We start from the raw sequence: 22,278 nt of genomic DNA on the forward strand, positions 1-22,278 counted from the left end.
GAGTTGCTTGAGTTATATCAAACCAAACTGCCGCAGGTGATGTGTTACATGTTTATAATGTAACCTTACCCATTCCTCAAAGTTCAGTTCACCAAAAACCGGGTGAACTGCAGTTGCATCATTTTGATTTTCGTAATACTCAAAAAAATGATTGACTTCCTGTTCCAGTTTGGCAACAGCTTCTTCTACAGTTGCATAATGAGCAGGGAATGGTTCTTCACCAATAATACTCACCGGTGCTTTTGTATTTTCTCTGAACAGCTTATCACTCATTAAAAATTCTTTGAATTTGGGCAGGTGCTCAGCTGGTGTAACCAAATCAAAATGAATCTTCTTTGTTGATACTTTGAAGAAGGCTGATACATGCTCCAGCATTTGCTGAAAATTCATCTTACCCCATTTCGGAGTTACTGAAGAATCAGCATTGCGTATGATTGAAATATACTCATGCTGCAGAAAATTTAATTTTTCCTCCATGGTTATTGTTTTACCAAATGTACTGGATTCGTATTTCACAGGTATGTCATACTTATTGTGCCGGTTTACAATTTCACAGCAACCTGATAAGTATGGCATACCTACATAAAAAAAATCCCGTGCACTTTCGTACACGGGATCGTATCAGGATTACATTATACTCTTACCCTAAAGCAACACGCTTAAACTCAGTAACTTTTAAATCGCCGGAAGCTTTCAGGTAATCACCAACACTTTTAGAAGCATCTTTAACAAATGCCTGTGCCAGTAATGTTTGCTCTTTAAAGAACGCATTCATTTTACCATCAGCAATTTTAGCGATCATTTCATCAGGCTTACCTGCCATCTTAGGATCCTGCTTCATCAGCTCAACAATGATATCTTTTTCACGTGCCACTACATCAGCAGGAACACTTTCAGGATCAACCGCTACAGGGTTCATTGCAGCAATCTGCATGGCTACATCTTTACCTGCATCAGCGGCTTCTTTATTTAAACCAACCAATACACCCATGCGGTATGAACCGTGAATGTATGACGCAACATAAGGAGCTTCGATTCTTTCAAATTTGCTTACGCCAATTTTTTCACCGATAGCAGCTAATTTATCATTAATCAGGTCTGATACTTTTGCACCATTTACAGTAGCAGCATTCAGTTCGTCAACAGATTTTACATTGTTGGCAACAGCAGCATCGGCAATTGATTGAGCAAAAGCAACAAAGTCTGCATTCTTGCTTACGAAATCAGTTTCGCAGCTGATGCAAACAACAAAACCTGTTTTGTGATCAGCACTTGTTTGTGCAATCACCACACCTTCTTTTGCTTCACGGTCGCTGCGTTTAGCGGCAACTTTCTGACCCTGCTTGCGCAACCAGTCGATCGCTGCTTCAAAATCACCATTTGTTTCAGTTAATGCTTTACGGCAATCCATCATTCCTGCACCGGTTGCCTGGCGAAGTTTATTAATATCCTGTGCACTTATTGTTACAGTAGACATATACTTAGTTATTTGAGTTTTAAAATTTAAAAAATGCTTCCTGCAAAACTCTTTTCAGAATTTAAAGCAGGAAGCATTTTCAATGATCTGATTGTTACATCAGTTATTTATTCTGTACGGGAATAAGATTACATCTTCCATCTTCTTACTCTCACGTTCAACTGATCTTATCTTGAAGACGTACGCTTCTGTGTACTTGGTACACGACGCTTTGGCCCGCCTGCTCCACCGCCGGGACCACCAGCACCAGGGCCTCTTCCGGGACCACGGCCAGCACCACGTCCGCCTCTTTCTCTTCCGCCTTCGTCATTTACATCAAACTTAGAATTATCATCAGATACTTCTTCAGTTTCATCTTCTTCTTTTTCATTCTGACGCTCAGCTAATCCTTCAGCAATTGCAGCTGTCAGGTATTCAGTAATAATAGCGATTGATTTTGTTGCATCATCGTTACCGGGGATGAAGAAATCAACTTTATTCGGATCGCAGTTGGTATCAACCACACCGAATGTAGTTACGCCTAAACGTTTTGCTTCAGCAAGAGCAATATGCTCATGTCCAATATCAACGAGGAATAAGGCAGCAGGGATACGGCTCATATTAGCAATACCGCCTAATACTTTTTCCATCTTTTCTTTATCACGGCTTAACTGTAAGCGCTCTTTCTTGGTTATGCTGTCGAAAGAACCATCGCCCAGCATTTTTTCAATGCTCTGCATTTTCTTCACGCTCTTACGAACCGTGTTGAAGTTGGTTAACATACCACCTAACCAACGGTCGGTTACATAAGGCATGTTTACTTTCTGTGCACATTCAGTTACTATTTCTTTGGCTTGTTTTTTAGTTGCCACAAACATGATCTTCTTTCCGCTGCGTGCAATTTGTTTCATTGCAGCTGCAGTTTCCTGCAAACCTTCTACGGTTCTGTTAAGATCAATGATGTGAATGCCTTTCTTTTCAGCAAAGATGTAAGGCAACATCTTGGGATTCCACTTCTTTTTCAGGTGACCGAAATGCACACCTGCTTCGAGTAATTGCTGTTGTAATGAAGTGCTATTTTCCATTGTATTTGTATAATCGTTTTTAAAAATTGTTTGATCGCAATCATTGGCCAAAGGCCAATGTGTGTATTAACGTTTAGAGAACTGGAAGCTTCTACGTGCTTTCTTATGACCAAATTTCTTACGTTCAACACCACGGGGATCACGCTTTAATAAACCCGCAGCTTTCAATAAAGGACGATATTCAGCATTTACTTCCAGCAATGCACGGGCAATACCCAGTTTTATTGCTTCAGCCTGGCCTTTAATACCCCCACCTGTAGCATTCACCTTTATATCAAACTTGTCTAATGAATCAGTTGTTTTCAAAGGAGCCTCCACCTGGTTTTGTAAATACATCAGGCTGAAATATTGTTTGTAATTTTTGTCGTTCACAATAATGTTACCTGTACCCTTGCTCATGAACACCCGGGTAATAGCTTCTTTACGGCGACCAACTGCATTTTTTTGCTTTTCCATTATATCTTATTTGGAATTTTGTAATTGAGTGATTGATGATCAGAACTTCAGTTCTATTGGTTGCTGAGCAGTTTGGTTATGCTTCTCGCCAACATATACAAATAACTTTTTGTACATCTTGCGGCCCAAAATAGTTTTTGGCAACATACCTTTTACGGCACGCTCAACAATTACTTCAGGACGGCGGCGCTGCAAATCTTTTGCAATTTCAATTTTCTGGCCACCTGGGTAACCACTGAAATTATGATACTCTTTGTAATCAATCTTAGTACCGGTGAATTTTACCTTTTCGGCATTAATGACAATTACATAATCGCCACAATCAACGTGGGGAGTGTAATAAGCTTTGTTCTTACCACGTAAAATAGCAGCAATTTTTGAACACATGCGGCCAACGGTTTGATTGGTGCCGTCTACAACGTACCAGTTACGTTGCACGGTAGCTTCGTTCGCATGCTTTGTAGTGAAATGTAGTTTACTCATTGTTTTTTAATTTTTATTTACCCGCCAATAGCTTTTTCGCTGGTGGCGCCACGCCATCCCGTGGATTTGTTGAAAAATTCCGTTTTAACAACGGGGTCGCAAAGGTAGCCGTACAGAAAGCATATAACCAAAGAAAAACAGAACTATTTTTTTATCGTACTTTCACAACACACTGATTTACAGTAAATATTTTGCACAATTATTTTCATAGCCTCGAAAACGCCTGAAAACAAAGGAAGTTTTGGGGCTGTTAGCTGCAAATCCTTCATCAGCTTTAGTTCGGGCTGTTCGCTTGTAGTCCCGCCGATGGCGGGAGCTACCGCTTCCATCCCGCAGCCCTTCAGCGATAAGCAACATGTAATCTATAAATGGCTTAATTTCAAACCCTGTTTACAGAAACTATAACCACCTGAAGCTTACTAACAGAAAAATCTTTCTATGCGCAACGGGTTATTCTTTGTAGTTTTTATTTTTTCAGTACTTGTTTCATTTGCCCAGCCTTATGTTGATGTGCTCAATGTTCGCACACTGCAATCGCCGGATAATGGTTTCATCAGAAGAAACAAAGACAAGAATTAATTTCAGTATTTCAATGCGGGCCTTACACTGCCTATCCGTTTTAAAAAAACCGGTGGAGCTTTGGTACTAAGCCCATATTTTGAAAACTGGCAGGTGAACCTTCCCGGTATCAATCAACAAACCATCCTTCCTTTGGAAAGAGATCACTTCTTTCCTTCAGGTATCGGGCTGCCAATAACGCTGCTAACACCCATACAGCATTCAAAATTTCTCATCAACACAACAATGATTTTGCGGAATAATGCAGAGAAAATAAACCTGCCCTCTTCTTTCCAGGCAGGCGGGTTTGTTGTAGTAAATTATAAAATCAATCAGAAGCTTATTGTAAAAGCAGGTTTGTATTATAACCGTGAAGCCTTTGGCAATTTCTTTATGCCGCTTGGCGGATTGGAATATAAAGTTGACAGCACATTACAGATCTGGGGAACACTGCCCGGTTCTTTCTTTATTGAAAAGCGTTTAAAGAAATACTGGTATGCCGGGTTAACATTCAAAGCCGTTACCAACAGTTACCAGTTGTTTAACGGAAAATATATTCAGTTTAATGATAACCAGCTCAGCCTCTTCTCCGATCTGTATCTCAGCAAAAACTTAGTATTGAACCTTGAGGCAGGCCACAGTTTATTCCGCAGAATCAGGTTAGGAACTACAGGAAAGATCAGGCAATATGTTTATGATGAAAAAGTAAACGACAACCTGCTGTTTCGTGTTTCAGCTATTTACAGAATACGTTTGTAATACAATATGAATATATCGAGCACCTTTAGTTTTTAGGCTGAAGTAAAATATATTTAAAGGTTGTGTTGTAAGCGGCATCAATAAACGCCAGCATTTCTGTCCATTTTTCCTTCGGCATATCTTTCTTCTTATACATTTTTACTATGCTGAAAATTATATTGCCGTTTTCTTCCTTTGCTTCACAGGAAAATTTACCTGCCTCATTGTCTATAATGATATTCATTTCCTTTAACCCTTTAACAGTATAACCTGCAGGAACAGGCATTGATATTTTCCAGCTGAGTGTTCTTGCATATCCAACCTGGATGTCTTTGGTTCTGTTTCTTTCCTCTTTTGTAATCTGCAGTTGGGTTCCCATTAAGCCGGCCAAATTCACAAGAATTTTTTTACCTGCTTTTTTTGTCATGTCTTCTATTTCAAACTCATCTGATACGGTTAACTGTTTTCTTACCAGTGCCCTTCCATCGCTGATGAGTTTAAAATTTTTATGCTTCACTTTTTGCCTGTACTCTTTATCGAGTTCCTGCTGCACCAATTCAGGCTTGGCTGTTTTAAACTCTTCTTTAATTGCAGCAACAGAACTGTAATATTCATCTGCCTGCCTGCTGCTCATTTTATCTAAGGGCGATGAACCAAAGTAAATCTTAAAATCATCAAATATGTATGGAGTGTATTTCACTACATTATCAATTTCTTTTGCCTTACTGATTCCATTATACGTTGCCGTTCTGTTGACATTCATTTTGTTGGTAACAGCATCGTACTGTGCAGTGATATCGTAATGAACTGTATTATCAGTTGCCGCAGCATCAGGCAGAGTGATGGGTGTAATTTCCTGTACACCTGTTTTCTTCGCCGGTTCTTTAATGATGTACGCTTCATTACCCAGTAATGTTTCAACCAGTTCTCCAGGATTTGAGTGATCGGTACAGTTGAAGTAAAACTTATCCTTTACCCTGATTACATATCTTATCTCACCATCAAACAAAACATCTTTGAGCTTTCCTGTTTTGTTGGAAGTTGTAATGATAAGATCGGAACTGATTTTTCGCTGAAAAAGCAGTGAACCGAAAATATAAGCAAACACTTTATCTGACAAATAGGAATCACGGAATAATACGTGGTTCCTGATGCGGTAGTATATGTTCTGAATAAATTTTTCTTCGGGCAAATCACTCACATTTTCCTGGCGCATATCTTTCCAGGTATAGTCAACGAACCCCTGTACTGTAAGCATGCTACTGTTCAGTGGATAATATCCAACATTTACATAATCATCCCAGGCAATTTTGGCAATTTCTTCTTTAGTAAACCCGCTTTTCAATTCACCTTTTCCGCCTATCAATGCTCCTTTAATTTTATCGCTGTTGGCATAGATCACCTGGAATTTTACAACCGGGTAAGCAAGCATAGGACTGATGAAGTTCACATCTTTTTCTGTTGCCCTGTCTTTATCAATAAGTACGTACCGGTAAAAACCACTTACATCGCTCTCTTCTTTTTTAAATTCAGGGGCGCCATTTTGCGAAAGTGATTTGAAAAACGTTTTCTCATCTGTATCAATACTGATTTCATTGTACATAACAGGATACTTCTTGCTGCAGATCTCGTACTGCTGGTCAAACTCTACATACCCGCTGCGCATTACATTGAGTTTGCTTTTTGTATAGGACACATACTCCAGCACATCCCCCACTTCAAGATTGGGAATAGCAACTTTATAATATCTTGTTTCAGTACCCGTGTTCTGATCAAAAAAACTTTTATAAAATTCTGGTACGTTTGATTTACTTCCGGCTTCTACTGCATCACCCAGATCAACCGCTTGTGTTTCCCCATTTGGTTTAATAACCCTTGCAGAAAATCCATCGAGTTTATCTCCATACCGGAAATACACTTCTGTAAATCCTTCTGTTGCATTTTTATCCTGCAGCTTAATTTTAAATCTTACTTTTTCAAACAGGAACACATTTGATTTAGTAGAACTGATCCAGCCACCGCTTACTTTTTTATCAAAGGTTATACTCCGTTTATATCCCATGATCACAGCCGATTCGTTTTTCCATTTGTCAGAAATCGTATTGATGGCGAAAGAGGGTATTGCTTCCGTCCAGTAAGGAGCTGCGTTTTTTTCAATTACCTCGATAAAATCTTCATCTATTACGCTCTGTGCAAATAAGGGTTGTGAAACAGACAGAAGAAAAATAAAGCTGGCAACAAATACAACTTTTTTATATGTACTGAATTTCATGATTGCAGTTATTTAGCGGTTACGGTAATATAGTTTTCACTGAAAGACTTAATGCTTTCGAGAAATTTTACCCAGTCTGTAAAATCTTTTTTACTGATCGTACTTTTCTTAATCAGCAGTTTCTTTTTTAATACTATTTTATTTCCGGTAACAATGTATTCACCCGTAAAACTGTAGCTATCATTTGCCACCTGCAATTTCTCCGGTATGTCAGCAAATTTTTTATTGACAGGAATTGTGAGCGACAGCTCGTCTTCAAATGCAGTTACCCAGTTTAAATCATATCCCCTAGTACGTTTTTCATCGGGCAGGTAACCCTGTAATGTTTTCGGAAAGAAATCAATGTTTACATAGTAGTCACCTTCAATGATGCTTACATTATTGCTAAGATTTGACTCGCCTTCAATCACTACCGGCAGCTCCCTGTTTTTTAAATCACTTGTCTTTGTTGTTTTGGAAGTGATGTTGCTGTTGCCAAACTCCAGCATGTTTTCAAGGAACTCCTGCTGCGATGTAACCGGTAACTGCTGATAGGTTTGATGAAAGTCAGTGCGTTCATTTCCTGTGAAAACAATTTTTAATTTCCCGATAAGGTTGTTATCAATCAATGAAAAATCAGCCTTCGTTTGAATCATATGCCCTTCGCCTGTTGTAAGCGGAACCATTTTAATTTCAAACTTTTCTTTATTGGCAATCATTGCTTCTTTTCCCTGGATGCGGTAAGCGTTCTCACCAAAAGGAGCATATTTTTCAGTAGCATCTAAAAAATATTCTTTACCTCCGTAGTATAAAGTTGTAATGGCATGATTATTTACACATAAAGCAGGTGTTGCCTGCGGGTAGGGAATATCTCTTGTGCCGATCCAGGTAAACCGTGCATCATAACCTGCAAGCAACAGCATTTCTGTTAACAGGTTGGCCATTCCTTTGCAATCACAATATTTTTTAGCAAGTACTTCCTGAGCCGGAAACGGTATATAACCTGAATACCCATCTTCATAAGCAATATACCTGATGTTATCCTGTACCCAGTAATAGATGGCTTTGATCTTCTCAGTATCGTTATTCTTTCCGGCAGTTATTTTTGTCAATATTGCTTTTAGTTGCTCCGGTTCATTGACAGCCATTTTATACAACCGGTAATTCCAGTTGTAAACGTCATCAACTTTATCAAATCCTTTAATCAATTCTCCTTTACTATCAAATGATTTTACCTGAATAATAAGGTGAGGTTCTGTAAATGCAATTCCAATGCTTTTGGCTTCCTGTTTCAATGCAGGAATGTCACGCATGATGAACGTGTAATAAATATAATCGCCTTTTGGAACTGTTTTTTTCTCAATCTTATTTCCTTCAAAATTCACCGGTTTAAAATCAACTGTCAGCCATTTGGGTACTTTAAATTCAAATGTTTTTTCTTTTACCGGGTACCGCTCATGAAAGAACAGGCGGGTGAGATATTTTGAATCAGAATACTCTTTTTTTACTTTGATCCTGTTCATCTGCCCTTTTTGTGAAAACCTGATAGGGTAATACTGTACACGGCTGTCATCAAAAAAAACACCATCATTTGTTACGGAACGATCATATGGTCGTGTACGATCCCAGATATAAGAACTGCCAAACTTAATTGCTTTATCAAAGGTTTTAATCTGGATGAAGCGATTATAGTATTCAGGATAAACCATGCTGCCAAATTTTTTGATGGAAAGAAATTCCATGGCAGCTTCTTCTTCAATTGTGACCACTTTATCATTCAGTGCATTTTTCCCTTTGTCAAAAGAAAACAACTGGTAAGAACTGATGCAGGCAATATCTGCATCCTTATATTTTTTAGCAAGCTGAAAAGCAGTTGCTTCATCTTCAGAATTTACAGGTTGGGCCGATGCTGTAAAAGTAAACAGCAGCAGTACAGGCATCAGCCTGAAGGTTTGATGGAAAAACATAATAATAGTTTGAGTAAAACAAGTAAAGCAGGCGGAACGGATTTTCATAATTGGTGTTCCCTGGTTTTTAAAGCAGTAAATATATTTAATAGCTCATTGCCAGTTAAAATAAATTCCCGGTTTTTTTAACTCTGAGGGTAACATTTTCGCTAATTGGCAGTTGGACACCTGTAAGTAGTAATGTTGAATGTAACACCGATTGTTGCCGTAATGTATTGATCTTTTTGCCCGCTGAAGCCACGCTGATTTCCCATTGTTCCAATGCGTGGCCCAAGTTCATAACTCCTGTCCTGCAGTAAAGAAGCCGCTGAACCAGCCGGGAATGCAGTTATTCCCGCATAGTTTGAAGACACATCATCAAGATGATCGGTTGTTGTAAAACGATGGGTTATTTCAAAATTGAAATTCACCTTCTCATTCAATGCATATTTTACACCAACACCAAACGGAAAAGCAAATGCAACGGAAGAGTATTGTTTACGGCCGTGGTATAAAGCAGAGCCCTGGCCCTCGGTACCTAATGGACGCAAAAAATATTTTGTACCATCTAAGTAAGCATAAGGATCAAAATTAAAAACGCCTGCTCCAAACGTTAAGTAAGGTGTGAATCTTTCATCCGGGTTGGACGGGTTAAACCGGAAGAAATTAAAATCGCCCTGCAGCATGAGTTCAAACAGGTTGCTGTTAAAGCTGAGGTTGCGGCGTATCTGAAACTCGTTCTTTTTTTCATAAATATCACTATACCCAAGCTGTAGAAAATTAGCTCCCAGACGAACAGCTACATAATCATTGATCTGTTTACGAAAAAAAACACCTCCGGCAATTTTAGGACGGTTAAGTTTTTATCAGGATTTAAATCACCAAAATAATGAGCGGCCCCTAACTGAAATCCAAATTCACCTTCATGATGAAAGCTTTCGTACTGCGCCTTTGCGACAAAGGGAGCAGAGAATACACAGAGAGCCAGTAAGCAAAAAAATGATTTTTTCATCAGGAAATAATTCTCAAGAGATGTAATAACGCAAATATCAGGTTTTTCATGTGTCCCTTTTCTATTTTTACGATGATAACACCGTATTTGCCATAAAATTGCTGTTGAAATTTATGCTGATCAGTTCCTTCTGTCAAGACCCCATGATAATTTATTACGGAGAGTTTGCAGGAAGTTGTTTTCATTCAAACGGATGAGGTTAACCGTAAAGGCCTCTTTCTTTACTGCCAGCTGAATGGTTTTTTGAACAATTTCTTTTCTTGAATCAAGTGTACACAGAAAACTATCGGCCCTTCCTTCAATTTCAAAAGAAATGACATTATTATCTGGCACCACAATTGGCCGCACATTTAAATTATGCGGGGCAACCGGGGTAATTACAAAACTTCCCGAATCGGGGAACACAACAGGACCGTTACAACTTAAGGAATAACCGGTTGAGCCGGTTGGGGTAGCAACAATAAGACCATCGGCCCAGTAAGTATTTAAAAATTCACCATTGAGGTAAGCATGAATTTTTACCATGGAAGATGTATCAAGCTTATGAATGGCAAATTCATTTAAGGCATAAGGTGTATCGCCAAAAAGGGGAGTATTACTGTCAAGATGAATGAGGGTTCTTTCATCTTTCACAAACGTGTGATTCTTTAATGATGCAACCACTGTTTCCACTTCGCCACGTCCAATACTTGCTAAAAAGCCCAGCCTTCCAAAATTGATCCCCAGCAGCGGAATATGACGGTTACGAACCAACGTAACGGTATCAAGCAAAGTACCATCTCCACCTAAACTGATCATACATTCAATTGAATCATCCAGATCAGCTGAGGAGTGGAATATTTGCGGGGTATTGATGAAAGATACGTCCTCTTTAATCTGTTCATATAATCCGCTGTAAATAATCGTAGTGATCTTATTTGCTTCCAGTTCATGTAAAAGCCGCTGAACATCCTCTCTCTGTCCGTTTTCATATACACGACTATAGATAGCTACTTTCATCCTTTTATATTTATAATAGATTGATGGGGAAATGACAGAAATCTGTTCACTTATTATCTCCGTTCATCAGTGATTAAAAATCCCTGCGTATGTGTAAAAATAAACCCTTTTCGCCCAACTGATTAAATGAATATTCAATCTTGGCTACAAAATCATAATAACTCAACACATCAAAACCTGCCCCATAAGTGTACAGGAGTTTATTATTCAGAATACTGTTGGTAAATACAGGCATGTGACTTGCGCCGATATCACCATATACTTTCGCAATTACCTTAAACGGTATTTTTTTATACTTTTCATTTTTGATGATGAATGTGGGAACGTTTAACTGAAATAATTCCTGCCTCACCGTTGCTTTCAGGATTCCTGCCTGCACACCATCAATCACATAATATTCAAGTCCTCTTAAGAACCAGTCACCATATCCTAATGCACCCATATTATACATTGGCTGCTGAAAAGGAACTTTAATCATATAGTATCCAACCACAGATGCAGAAGTTTTTTTGGCCAGTTGTAAAAACTGACCTGCTTTGCCTGAAAACTGCCACATGTTCATTCCTTTTGCACCTAATCCTCTTTGAGAAAAATTACCATTAAACGCAAACCCTTTCCAGGGATACACAATATTGTTAACATTATAATACTGGTAGTTATAGGCAAATTCACCAAACTGCTGCTTAGAAACATTGCCGGTGAAATAAGGAAGATACCCTTTGCTGGGATTATTCTCAATAATTCTTGCCACAGTATCTGCAATCTGTTCACTGATATAATTCAACCTGAATGCATGCCTGTACTTAACTCCTTTGCGGATAGTAAAGCCTGTTTCAACTCTAAATGTTGTGCGCACAAATTCATTAATCTGGGCATTACCTACCGGAAAGAATGCCTGCTTATTTCTGTCAGTTGCATATGCAAGCTGCCTTGACTGTTTATAAAAAACACCTGCTAAAAAACCATTCTCCAGTTTTTTATCGGAATAGGGCTGTTCATAAAAAATAGAATATTCCCTTGTATAGCCGTTAATAAAATTAAAGTTGAGTTTATCTCTTCTGCCGGAAACATTATCCCAGTTTAATTTTATTCCGTAATTCACACGTTCCAGGCTGCCTCCCTGTTCTACAAGCCATTGGTTTGGATTGCGGTCTACAAGTTTAAAATGGGGAAGCGGAAAAAGATACCAACGCTCTTTTACATCAAATACAATATCAATATATTTTTCATCCCACGATTCAATACGGGCAATTACTTCAAGGAACAATTGTGTGTTGACAATATTGAGTCTCCCTTCTTCAATAATATCAGCTAAGGAGTTGGTCTGAAGTTTTGAGCCGGTCTTAAACGGCACCTCCCGCAATGCGATATATTCTTTTGTCTTTTTATTTCCCTTCACCGTAACAGAGCGTACAATCATTTCGGAGGAATCGGGAAACTTTGCAATAATTTTTAATAAATTTTCATATGCTGTATCATGAGCCACTGAAGGCTGGGCAAAAACAGGCGATATTTTCAGCATCGCTGCAAAGAAAAACAACAGGGCATATGTAAGCTTCAGCGGCATGTTCATTTTCACAAAAACTGCGAACAGTAAATTTAACTTTAATTAAGGAGAATTGAGTTATATGATTACGATGGCTAAATATTGAGGTAATTCATCAAGTGGTCATAATTAACCTTAAGTTCTTCCTCTGACAGGTTTTCTCCGAAATATTGAAGAACGTTGTACTGGTAACGTTCAAAAGAAGCCAGGATATCAAGAATATCGCTCTTATTTACTTTAACAGCAACCAGTAACTCCCCTGTTGATGCGTCAGTCCAGGTATTAAGATGAATAATTTTTGCGTTGTTTGATTCAACTATCCTCCCGATTTCTGAAATGTAAAAACTGTTGGGCGACATTTGCAGAATAATGATACCACCGGGAACAGATGCTGAGTTATACTGAGAAGCAGCCTGTAATAATTCTTCCTGCGTAATAACACCTGTTAATTCGTCGTCCTCATTTACAACTGGCAACAAACTCAGTTTTCTCTGCTGCATAATTTTAAGTGGGACCAGGAAAAAATCACCCGGGTTTACTTTTACTGGATTTCCCTGCTGCAGATAAGCATCAACCGTTTTTTGCTGATCCGCATCTTCCAAATCTTCTTCATGTACCAGTCCAATATATTTTTGATCCTTATCAAGTAATGGTAATTCAGCAACACGATGCTCCTGCATTAAATCAAGGGCAAACAGAACTGTATCGGTACTGTGCAGTGAAGGGATGTGATTGGTTATAAGTTCTGCTGCTGTCATTATATTTATATTTCTTCCTTTTACCTACGCAGGCACAGGCTTGCTCAGTTTTGTAAGGAAGCCATTCAGTATTTCATTAAATTCATCAGGTCTTTCCATCATAGGAGCATGGCCGCATTTATCTATGAGGTGTAATTCCGAATTAGGAATAAGCTTATTAAATTCTTTACCAACAAACGGCGGAGTAATGGTATCATTATTTCCCCATATAAGAAGTGTTGGTACTTTAATTTCCTTCAACTCATCGCCGAGGTTATTCCTGATGGCACTTTTTGCAAGAGCAATTACCTTGATTGCTTTTATCCGTTGATTAACGATATCATACACTTCATCAACAAGTTCTTTAGTTGCAACTGCGGGGTCGTAGAACGTTACTTCTGTTTTCTTTTTGATGTATTCATAATCACCACGCTTTGGATAAGTATCGCCCATGCCGTTTTCAAACAGGCCTGAACTGCCGGTGAGAATGAGTGATTTAATTCTTTCGGGATGTTTTAATACATGCACCAATCCAACATGCCCGCCCAGTGAATTACCAAGAAGATGAATATTGTTATAATTTTTGAACTCTATAAATTTCTGAACATGCTTTTCCAGTCCGCCAACAGATGTGTGCAGCAGGTCAAGTTCAAATAACGGAAGCATGGGCACAACAACCTTTGTACGCTTGCTGAAAAAATCAATCAGGTCCTTGAAATTACTCAAAGCACCAAAAAGACCATGAAGCAGCATCAGTGGTTCGCCTTCACCAACTTCTATATAGCGGAATTTTCCTTCCTGTTTAATTTCGTAATTCATGTGCTGGCAGCAAAAAATGTTCTTTGCTAAAATAGTTTATTTGAGTGAAAAACTGTAATTCAGTTGCAGATTCATCCTGTTAGTTCGAAAGCTTCCCGCCTAATTTTTCAAAGAATTGCTGCAGATCTGTAAAAACATTACTGAATACCGGAACAACTTTGCCCACAGCTTCCAGTACTTTTGGTCCCCATGGCTGTATGTATGCATATATTCTTGACTCCTCAATAGTTTGTGCTGTAAATACATGCATTTGAACTGCAAAAAACAACAATACACTTAAGATTAAAGAATACAGAACTGCATACAGCAAAATACCGGCAAATTTATTTACCCATCCCAGGAAAGCCAGTTCAACTGCTTTTTCAATCAGCTTTGCTCCCCAGTGAATAATAATCACAACGGCAATAAACACCAGTATAAAAGCAATAAACGGCAACCACCTGGCATTAATATTTGTTGATTCACCCAGCCATGCAGCAACAAGTGAACTGAGTTTCAAAGCTGCTGCCAGACCTACTATAAATCCAACAATAGAAAACACAGCAATGATCAGCCCCTTTTTGAAGCCTTTGAAAATGGCCATTGCCATAAACGCCAGGAAAATGATATCGATAATCATTATTTGCTTAATAATTCTTTAACCACAGCGCTGATTGTTTTTCCATCTGCCTTTCCTGCTAACTGTTTGCTGGCAACTCCCATTACTTTCCCCATATCTGCTGCTGACACTGCGCCAACTTCAGTAATAATGGAAGCAATGATTGTTTTTAATTCATCTGCACCCAGTTGCTTGGGAAGAAATTTTTCAATGATAGCTATTTCTTCCTCTTCTTTTTTTGCAAGGTCAGTTCTGTTCTGCTGCTGAAAAATTTCCAGTGAGTCTTTTCGTTGCTTCACTAATTTCTGCAACAGCTTCATTTCATCATCAGCTGTAAGTTCACTGGCTGCTCCTGAAGTTTTGGCAATTAATATGGCTGCTTTAATGGCTCTTAATCCACGCAGGCCGGCTTCGTCTTTTGATTTCATGGCATCTTTCATTTGAGCCATGATCTGTTGTTCAAGATTCATAATCCTTATTGATTTTCTTTTAACTGTAAATCTTTAAATTTCTTCAGGAAGCTTTTTGCAAACTCCTTCATATCGGCAGTAAGCTCAGGATGATTGGTTGCACGGTTAAATGTATCAGCCATGGTCATCAGCAGCTGGTAATAAAAATCAGCCATTTCATCCACCATCATTTCTTTTGTCCACAAATCAATTCGTAATGCAGATTTATCGGCTCCATCCCAGAATGAAACCATCATGGCTTTGGCCTTCTGTTCCATATCAGCATTACTGTCGCTTGCTTTCCACTTAATCTCTTGCGGAACTTTATCATCGTCAAGGTAAACGTCTATTGAAATATTACTTTTATGCATAAAAATTTATTTGGCAAATGTAAGTTATTCAGCCTGTGCAGCCAGCTCAATACAGTTCCACATTTTTTCAGCTGTTTTATCCCATGAAAAAAGAGCTAAACGCTGCCGCCCATTTTCAACCAGTTTATTCCTTAGCGTTTCGTCTTTATATAATAGCATCATCTTTTGAGCAATATCTTCAAAACTTTCGGCATTAACATACAAATAGGCATCCTCACCAACCTCAGGCATTGCACTGTTTCTTGAAACTATTGCAGGAACATGACATTGGAGTGCTTCAAGCGGAGGTACGCCAAACCCTTCAAAGAAAGATGGATAAACCATAGCATAGGCCGAAGCAACAAGCCCGGCCAGTTCTTCTTTTGAAACATACCCGGTAAGCCTTACATCATTCCTGAATTTATAAGTATTCAGGAGCTTTGTAAACTCTTCTGTTTTCCAGGCCATTCGCCCGGTAATAACCAGCTTCATGTTACTGCTCTGTTTTTTTTTGAAAACAGAAAAAGCTTTCAGCAGATTAATTAAATTTTTTCTTGGATGGATTGTTCCGGTAAAAATAAAATACTCACAGCCATCTGTATACTGCTGTTTAATCTTTTCCATTTCGTCATAATTCATGGGTTGAAAGGCAGGGCTTGTGGCGTTGTATGTTACATGAATTTTATCTGCTTCAATTTTATACTGATTACAGATATCCTGTTTGGAAAATTCAGAAACTGTTACAACCACTTTTGCTTTTGCCAGGAACTTTGCAGTATACTTTTTATAATACAGTAAATGCTTCTTCAATAAAAATGCAGGATGATGCAAAAAAGCAAGATCATGTACAACCAGGCACTGAGGAACGTTTGTGCGGAGCGAACAAAAACCATCGGGACTTACAAACACTTCAGCCTTAATTTTTTTCAGCATAGCGGGGACCTGCCAGTTGTACCAGATATTCCATAAAATGGGAAGCCTCGCCTGCGGTTTTATAACAACCGGTTTTATATTCTGTGCATATACAAATTGAGGTGCAAAGGGTCTGTCGAAAAAAAAATAAAATTCATGTTCGGGATGAAGCTGTGCAATTCTTGAAAACACTTCTTCAATATAATATCCGTAGCCTTCCATTTTTCCCGGAAGCAATGCTCTTGTGTTAACAGCTATTACCATGTAAAAAATTAGCTGCAAAGGTAGGAGTGAAATCTTCTGAACCTCATGAAAACAAATGTTGGGCAACAGCGTATGATCCGTATCAATAAAATCAGCAAATCATGCAGATGAAGGCGTTTATTTCCGTAGCATTAATTCAAAGGTTTTACGCTTGACAAAAAATAAAAAGCAATTTAATTTTACTGAAAATTTAATTTTTTCATTAAACACCACTGTAACAGCCTGTATATGTTCTTTTTACTGTAGGTATAACTACGCATTTGCACTTAATATTTGAAATAAAATGTTTGTAAAATAGTTTGCAGGAAACGGTTTTTGGAACAGTAATTGCTAAATATAGTAAGACAATTCAAAAAAGGAAAAACAGGATAACAGATTGCTTTTAAATAACTTATAGTTTAATATTATTCGTTTTACAACAGGAAGAGTCAGGATACATTGATGGTTTTACAATGTGGATTTTGGGTAAACGACCCCGCTTTCCAGCGGGGTCAATCTTTTTTAAGCGTTTTCATCTATTGTTTGGTTTAACGTGTTCCATTACTTTTGATTTGTAATTCAGAATCCCAATATCCTAAAACCGTATACTATGAAAAAGCTGTTATTTGCAATTCTATTTTGCAACTTCGCTTTTCTCTCTTTTTCACAAGATGTTAAGTTTGCTTCCGGTCGTGAGAAACATGATAGTAAACCTCAATTGTTTCAGAACGTTTTATCAAAGTTTTCATTTAAAGTTTCGCAGATTGATGAAGTGATGAATTATCGCCATCATCAGAATGTTGAAATTGATTTAACCCCGGGCTTATTGTTTGCTGGAAGCGTTTCTTCTATAACGAATGATGCTCCGGGGCTTACAACAATCACAATACAGTCTTCAGAAAAAGGTGGACTTGTACTTTCTTTTTCTAAACTGGTGTTGCCCAATCAATCAATTATTTATCGTGGCTTGGTTCAAAGCAAAAACCACAGCGATATGCTGATGCTGGAACAGGATGCTGTTACGGGTTTATATAACTGGAACAAAAAACAGGTTTCGCATCTGCTGTCTGACTGAGTTCAAAGAAGAAGAAATTCACTATCCAATATATCGTATCCTATTAAAACCTACATCCATGACCCGCTTTTTACAACTTTGCTTTGCTGCATTTTTTGCAGCCTCAGCTATTGAAATCTCTGCACAGGTTCCTAAACTTAACAGCTACCCCTCAGCATCAGCAACCATTTTTTTAGACTTCGACGGACAAACTGTTAACAGCCCCTACTGGAATGGCGGCACTTCATTTTACTGCACAGCTCCAACATTTACATCTGAGCAGATTACAACTGTTTTTAACCAGGTGGCTGAAGATTACAGGCCATTCAATTTAAATATTACAACCGATTCAACTGTTTATTTTGCTGCACCTGCTACAAAAAGACAACGCATTATCATTTCAGGATACAGTGCATGGTACGGCAGTGCAGGAGGTGTAGCTTACATTGAATCTTTCCGTTGGGGTATGGAAATTCCCGGGTTTGTATTTGCAAACTTATTAGCATATAACACGAAATATGTTGGTGATGCAGCCGCACACGAAACCGGCCATACACTCGGTTTGAACCACCAGAGCAGGTATGATGCCGCCTGTGCATTTCTAAATGAGTATAATCCAGGTGCCGGTACCGGTGAAATCAGCTGGGCCCCAATTATGGGTAACAGTTACTCAAAAAACTTATCTCTCTGGCATAATGGTTCAACCAATTATGGATGTACCTCTTTACAAAGTGACCTGGCCGTTATTGCCAGTGCTGCCAATGGATTTGGATACAGAACAGATGATATCGGCAATACAACAGCCGCTTCAGCGACTCTTCCAATCAATGGACAAATTTTATCAACAAGCGGACTTATAAACACAACAACAGATGTTGACATGTTTAAAATTATTGTTCCTGAAAGAGGCCGTTTAACTTTAAATGCTATTCCTTTTAATACTGCTAACGGGTATGTTGCAGCTGATATTGATCTGGAAGTTGATCTTCTGAAACATAATGGAGCTGTCCTCAATCATTACAACCCCGGTGTTTCTGTACAGGCTATTGTTGACAGTATTTTAGATCCCGGTACTTATTACTTATCAATTTCAAATGCTGCCAATGCCAATATCAGCAACTATGGTATGCTGGGAAGTTATTCTGTAAGCGGCACTTTTACTGCCGGAGCAGCTCTTCCTATTTACAGCCTTACATTAAATGGTGCAGTTACTAACAGCAAACATGAACTGAACTGGAACATTCTTGCAGATGAACCAATTGAAACAATTACCGTTGAAATTTCATCTGATGGTAAAACCTTTACCAGCCTGCAGGACGTAACCGGGTCTTTACGGAAGTTCGTTTATCAGCCTTTTGAAAAAGGAACTGCCTATTACAGGTTGCATGTAGTTACAGCATCACAATTAAAATACTACTCCAATATTATTTCACTTCGTGAAGCAAAAGGAGGAGCCAAATTCAACCTGGTAAGCAATATTATCAATGGTAACAGCATAAGCATCAACAGCAATGGTGATTTTGGCTGGAGAATCCTTGATATGCACGGCCGCAGCATTGGAAACGGAAAAGTGACCACTGGTTTAAACCGTCTTACTGCTGCAAATCTTACAAATGGCATGTATTTACTGCAGATCATGGATGGCACAGAAATCACCACCGAAAAAATCGTAAAACAATAAAAACTCTTTAACCTTCGAGACACTCTTGGTTTACCTCTGAAAAGAAGCTGCTCTATTTTAAGGGCAGCTTCCTTTTTATATCCCCTTTGCGTACATTTGCTGATTACAACTATGGAATATAATACTACAAGAAATCATCTCATCATTCGTGAATACGGCCGCCATATTCAGAAAATGGTAGATCATATCCTTACAATTGAAGACAGGCAGAAGCGCCAGGAGCAGGCGCAGGTGGCAATTGAGTTGATGGGTTTTTTAAACCCCCATTTAAAAAATGTGGAAGATTTCAGGCACAAACTCTGGGATCACCTGTTTCTCATTTCTGATTTTAAGCTGGATGTTGACAGCCCTTACCCCATTCCTACCAGCGAAACATTAAAAGCAAAACCGGAGCGTTTACCTTACCCCAAACGCTATCCACGCTATAATCATTTAGGAAAGAACATTGAAATTGTAATTGACAAAGCATTGAAAGAAGAAAACCCTGAAAAGAAGCAGGGCTTTGCCAATGCAATTGCTTATTACATGAAACTTTCTTATAACAACTGGCACAAAGAAAATATTCATGACGATGCTATTCAGCAGGAACTGAGTGCTATTACCAAGGGCGAACTTGAATTCAACAACAGGCCTTTTGTACGCCAGTACCGGCCAAGTGATGATTTCAGAGAAAACCGCGGCGGAAGCGGAGGTGGAAAATTCAAAAAACATTTCCAGCAAAGAGGCGGAAGTGGCGGAGGTGGTGGACGTAATATGGGAGGAAGAGATAATCGTGGTGGTGGAGACAACCGTGGCGGAGGCGGTGGCGGACAAAAATTCAAAAAGCGCTACTAATCTTTTCAGAATAATTTCAGATCCCCTTTCTTTTTACAGAAGGGGGATTTTTGTTTTTATATTTTCGCAACAGAAACAATACAAACATGCATTCATTTGAAGTTAGAGGTGGCAAAAAATTAAAGGGGGAAATTATTCCCCAGGGTGCCAAGAACGAAGCACTGCAAATTATCAGTGCTGTACTGCTTACTCCTGAAAAAGTAACTGTTACCAATATCCCTGATATTGTAGATGTAAACTTGCTCATTGAATTGCTGGGTGAAATGAATGTGAAGATTGAACGGCCGCAAAGAGATACCTGCGTTTTCCAGGCCGATGATGTAAACATCGATTACCTGCACAGTGAAACATTTAAAAAGAAAAGCGGAAAACTCCGTGGTTCTGTTATGCTCGCTGGTCCTATGCTTGCACGCTTTCGCAAAGCGTTCATACCAAAACCAGGTGGCGATAAGATTGGCAGAAGAAGATTAGATACACATATTATCGGCTTTGAAAAATTAGGTGCTGCATTTAACTATCATGCAGAAGATGGTTTCTTTCACTTAACAACTGATCAGTTGAAGGGCGTTGATATGCTTCTTGATGAACCATCTGTAACCGGCACTGCTAATCTTGTAATGGCTGCAAGTATGGCCAAAGGTGTTACAACCATTTATAATGCTGCATGCGAACCTTATATTCAGCAATTGTGCAGCATGCTCAACAGTATGGGTGCAAAGATCAGTGGAGTTGGAAGCAATCTTTTAACCATTGAAGGTGTACATTATTTAGGAGGTACATCACATCGCATATTACCCGATATGATTGAGGTTGGCTCCTTTATTGGTTTAGCAGCTATGACTCAGAGTGATATCCTCATCAAAGGTGCAGGTGTTGAACATTTAGGAATCATTCCTGAAAAATTCCGTCAGTTGGGTATTCAAATCAATATTAAAGGAGATGACATTCATATTCCCGAACAGGAGTTATATGAAATACAACGCTATTTTGATGGCGGAGTTCTTACTATTTATGATCATCCGTGGCCAGGCTTTACTCCCGATTTATTAAGTATTGTACTGGTAACAGCTATCCAGGCAAAAGGAAGTGTACTCATCCACCAAAAAATGTTTGAAAGCCGATTATTCTTTGTAGATAAACTGATTGATATGGGTGCACAGATTATTTTATGCGATCCTCATCGTGCAGTAGTAATTGGTTTGGAGCGTGAGCAAAAGCTGAGAGGCATTACCATGAGCAGTCCTGATATACGTGCCGGACAGGCCTTGCTGATTGCTGCTTTAAGTGCAGAAGGAAAAAGCACCATTCAAAATATTGAACAGATCGACAGAGGTTATCAATACATTGATGAACGCTTACGAAATTTAGGTGCCGACATTAAACGTATTGAAGGATGATGAACAATATTACACAGGAAGAAATTATTCTCGAAGATGAACGGGCTTTGCTTCGGCCCTTACTTTCAACCGATATTGAACACCTGCTTCCTTTTGCTTTGAATGAAGCAGATCTCTGGAAGTATTCTTTGGTAAGTCCTGCGGGTGAAGAAGGCATGAAAAATTATATCAGCACTAGTTTACAAAACAAGGCTGCAGGAATAGAATATCCGTTTATTGTATTTGATAAGCAAGCCAACAGCTATGCAGGCAGCACAAGATTTTATGATATTCAGGAAAACAATCTTACTACACAGTTAGGTTATACCTGGTATGGAAAAGCATTTCAACGCAGCGGATTGAACCGCCATTGCAAATTACTCCTGTTTTCATTTGCCTTTGAACAATGGGAACTTGAACGTGTTGAACTCAGAGCCGATGCAAACAATGAACGGTCAGTAAATGCCATGAAAGCAATTGGTTGTACTGTTGAAGGAATTCTGCGCAGCAACATGAGTATTGTTGCCGGAGGAAGAAGAGACAGTATTGTTTTAAGTATTCTGAAAAACGAATGGTTTGGCGGAGCAAAAGAACATCTGCTGAAAAAAATCTACTCCTGAATCCTTACCAACACTCTGCAAATTTTAAAAATTTATGCGCATGCCTTTGTCACATATATGTGACAAAGACATGCG

The 22,278-nt window shown here is 38.8% G+C and carries 22 protein-coding genes and 1 pseudogene; 7 read left to right on the forward strand and 16 right to left on the reverse strand.

Translation table 11 applies throughout. The features are described 5' to 3' along the window. Positions 1-12 precede the first annotated feature (12 nt). The 5 genes from IPK31_06335 to rplM form a co-directional block, all read right to left on the reverse strand. Positions 13-477, reverse strand: coding sequence for a DUF1569 domain-containing protein (locus tag IPK31_06335; protein MBK8087577.1), 465 nt, complete (start codon positions 475-477; stop codon positions 13-15). Between the two features lie 163 nt (positions 478-640). Further along, the gene (locus tag IPK31_06340; protein MBK8087578.1) at positions 641-1,477 is read right to left on the reverse strand and encodes an elongation factor Ts; all 837 of its coding nucleotides are present in this window, start codon (positions 1,475-1,477) and stop codon (positions 641-643) included. A 167-nt stretch (positions 1,478-1,644) separates the two neighbouring features. Beyond that, complete coding sequence (rpsB, locus tag IPK31_06345) at positions 1,645-2,541, reverse strand: 30S ribosomal protein S2 (protein ID MBK8087579.1); 897 nt, start codon at positions 2,539-2,541, stop codon at positions 1,645-1,647. Between the two features lie 66 nt (positions 2,542-2,607). Then, positions 2,608-2,997 (reverse strand): 30S ribosomal protein S9, encoded by a 390-nt coding sequence (rpsI, locus tag IPK31_06350; GenBank protein MBK8087580.1) that lies wholly within the window; start codon positions 2,995-2,997, stop codon positions 2,608-2,610. 39 nt (positions 2,998-3,036) lie between these two features. Further along, a complete protein-coding gene (gene rplM, locus IPK31_06355; GenBank protein MBK8087581.1) occupies positions 3,037-3,480 on the reverse strand; it encodes a 50S ribosomal protein L13 in 444 nt (147 codons plus the stop codon). A 438-nt stretch (positions 3,481-3,918) separates the two neighbouring features. Here rplM and IPK31_06360 point away from each other — a divergent pair, with 438 nt between their 5' ends. Together IPK31_06360 and IPK31_06365 are read left to right on the forward strand one after the other, a co-directional pair. Beyond that, entirely contained in the window at positions 3,919-4,059 is a 141-nt protein-coding gene (locus IPK31_06360; GenBank protein MBK8087582.1) for a hypothetical protein, read from the forward strand. 60 nt (positions 4,060-4,119) lie between these two features. Then, a complete protein-coding gene (locus IPK31_06365) occupies positions 4,120-4,797 on the forward strand; it encodes a hypothetical protein (GenBank protein ID MBK8087583.1) in 678 nt (225 codons plus the stop codon). Between the two features lie 25 nt (positions 4,798-4,822). Here IPK31_06365 and IPK31_06370 read toward each other — a convergent pair whose 3' ends face one another. The 11 genes and pseudogenes from IPK31_06370 to IPK31_06420 all read right to left on the reverse strand — a co-directional run bounded on the left by IPK31_06370 (position 4,823) and on the right by IPK31_06420 (position 16,677). Next, positions 4,823-7,048, reverse strand: coding sequence for a DUF3857 domain-containing protein (locus tag IPK31_06370; GenBank protein ID MBK8087584.1), 2,226 nt, complete (start codon positions 7,046-7,048; stop codon positions 4,823-4,825). Between the two features lie 8 nt (positions 7,049-7,056). Next, on the reverse strand, positions 7,057-8,994 hold the full coding sequence (locus IPK31_06375; GenBank protein ID MBK8087585.1) for a transglutaminase domain-containing protein: 1,938 nt from the start codon (positions 8,992-8,994) through the stop codon (positions 7,057-7,059). Between the two features lie 149 nt (positions 8,995-9,143). Then, positions 9,144-9,985: pseudogene (locus IPK31_06380) on the reverse strand (outer membrane beta-barrel protein). A gap of 120 nt (positions 9,986-10,105) precedes the next feature. Beyond that, complete coding sequence (locus tag IPK31_06385) at positions 10,106-10,984, reverse strand: NAD kinase (protein ID MBK8087586.1); 879 nt, start codon at positions 10,982-10,984, stop codon at positions 10,106-10,108. 73 nt (positions 10,985-11,057) lie between these two features. Continuing rightward, on the reverse strand, positions 11,058-12,551 hold the full coding sequence (locus IPK31_06390) for a hypothetical protein (GenBank protein MBK8087587.1): 1,494 nt from the start codon (positions 12,549-12,551) through the stop codon (positions 11,058-11,060). Between the two features lie 74 nt (positions 12,552-12,625). Beyond that, the gene (locus IPK31_06395; GenBank protein MBK8087588.1) at positions 12,626-13,288 is read right to left on the reverse strand and encodes a CBS domain-containing protein; all 663 of its coding nucleotides are present in this window, start codon (positions 13,286-13,288) and stop codon (positions 12,626-12,628) included. A gap of 24 nt (positions 13,289-13,312) precedes the next feature. After that, on the reverse strand, positions 13,313-14,086 hold the full coding sequence (locus IPK31_06400) for an alpha/beta hydrolase (protein MBK8087589.1): 774 nt from the start codon (positions 14,084-14,086) through the stop codon (positions 13,313-13,315). Positions 14,087-14,165: 79 nt separating this feature from the next. Beyond that, on the reverse strand, positions 14,166-14,705 hold the full coding sequence (locus tag IPK31_06405) for a CvpA family protein (GenBank protein MBK8087590.1): 540 nt from the start codon (positions 14,703-14,705) through the stop codon (positions 14,166-14,168). Next, positions 14,705-15,154 (reverse strand): GatB/YqeY domain-containing protein, encoded by a 450-nt coding sequence (locus tag IPK31_06410; GenBank protein MBK8087591.1) that lies wholly within the window; start codon positions 15,152-15,154, stop codon positions 14,705-14,707. The genes IPK31_06405 and IPK31_06410 overlap by 1 nt, the downstream gene beginning before the upstream one ends. A gap of 5 nt (positions 15,155-15,159) precedes the next feature. Further along, positions 15,160-15,504: a gliding motility protein GldC gene (gene gldC, locus IPK31_06415; GenBank protein MBK8087592.1), complete on the reverse strand. Its 345-nt coding sequence runs from the start codon at positions 15,502-15,504 to the stop codon at positions 15,160-15,162. A gap of 24 nt (positions 15,505-15,528) precedes the next feature. Next, a complete protein-coding gene (locus IPK31_06420; protein MBK8087593.1) occupies positions 15,529-16,677 on the reverse strand; it encodes a glycosyltransferase family 4 protein in 1,149 nt (382 codons plus the stop codon). Between the two features lie 571 nt (positions 16,678-17,248). Here IPK31_06420 and IPK31_06425 point away from each other — a divergent pair. The 5 genes from IPK31_06425 to IPK31_06445 all read left to right on the forward strand — a co-directional run bounded on the left by IPK31_06425 (position 17,249) and on the right by IPK31_06445 (position 22,203). Continuing rightward, positions 17,249-17,713 (forward strand): hypothetical protein, encoded by a 465-nt coding sequence (locus tag IPK31_06425; protein ID MBK8087594.1) that lies wholly within the window; start codon positions 17,249-17,251, stop codon positions 17,711-17,713. Positions 17,714-17,771: 58 nt separating this feature from the next. Continuing rightward, positions 17,772-19,373 carry a T9SS type A sorting domain-containing protein gene (locus IPK31_06430; GenBank protein MBK8087595.1) on the forward strand — a complete coding sequence of 534 codons (1,602 nt, stop codon included), beginning with the start codon at positions 17,772-17,774 and terminating at the stop codon, positions 19,371-19,373. Between the two features lie 111 nt (positions 19,374-19,484). Then, complete coding sequence (locus IPK31_06435) at positions 19,485-20,207, forward strand: DUF4290 domain-containing protein (protein ID MBK8087596.1); 723 nt, start codon at positions 19,485-19,487, stop codon at positions 20,205-20,207. A gap of 86 nt (positions 20,208-20,293) precedes the next feature. Continuing rightward, positions 20,294-21,604 carry a UDP-N-acetylglucosamine 1-carboxyvinyltransferase gene (gene murA / locus IPK31_06440; GenBank protein ID MBK8087597.1) on the forward strand — a complete coding sequence of 437 codons (1,311 nt, stop codon included), beginning with the start codon at positions 20,294-20,296 and terminating at the stop codon, positions 21,602-21,604. Next, the gene (locus IPK31_06445; GenBank protein MBK8087598.1) at positions 21,601-22,203 is read left to right on the forward strand and encodes a GNAT family N-acetyltransferase; all 603 of its coding nucleotides are present in this window, start codon (positions 21,601-21,603) and stop codon (positions 22,201-22,203) included. Before murA ends, IPK31_06445 begins: the two co-directional genes overlap by 4 nt. The last annotated feature ends 75 nt before the right edge of the window (positions 22,204-22,278 follow it).

The organism is Chitinophagaceae bacterium (assembly GCA_016713085.1).
GTDB lineage: Bacteria > Bacteroidota > Bacteroidia > Chitinophagales > Chitinophagaceae > Lacibacter.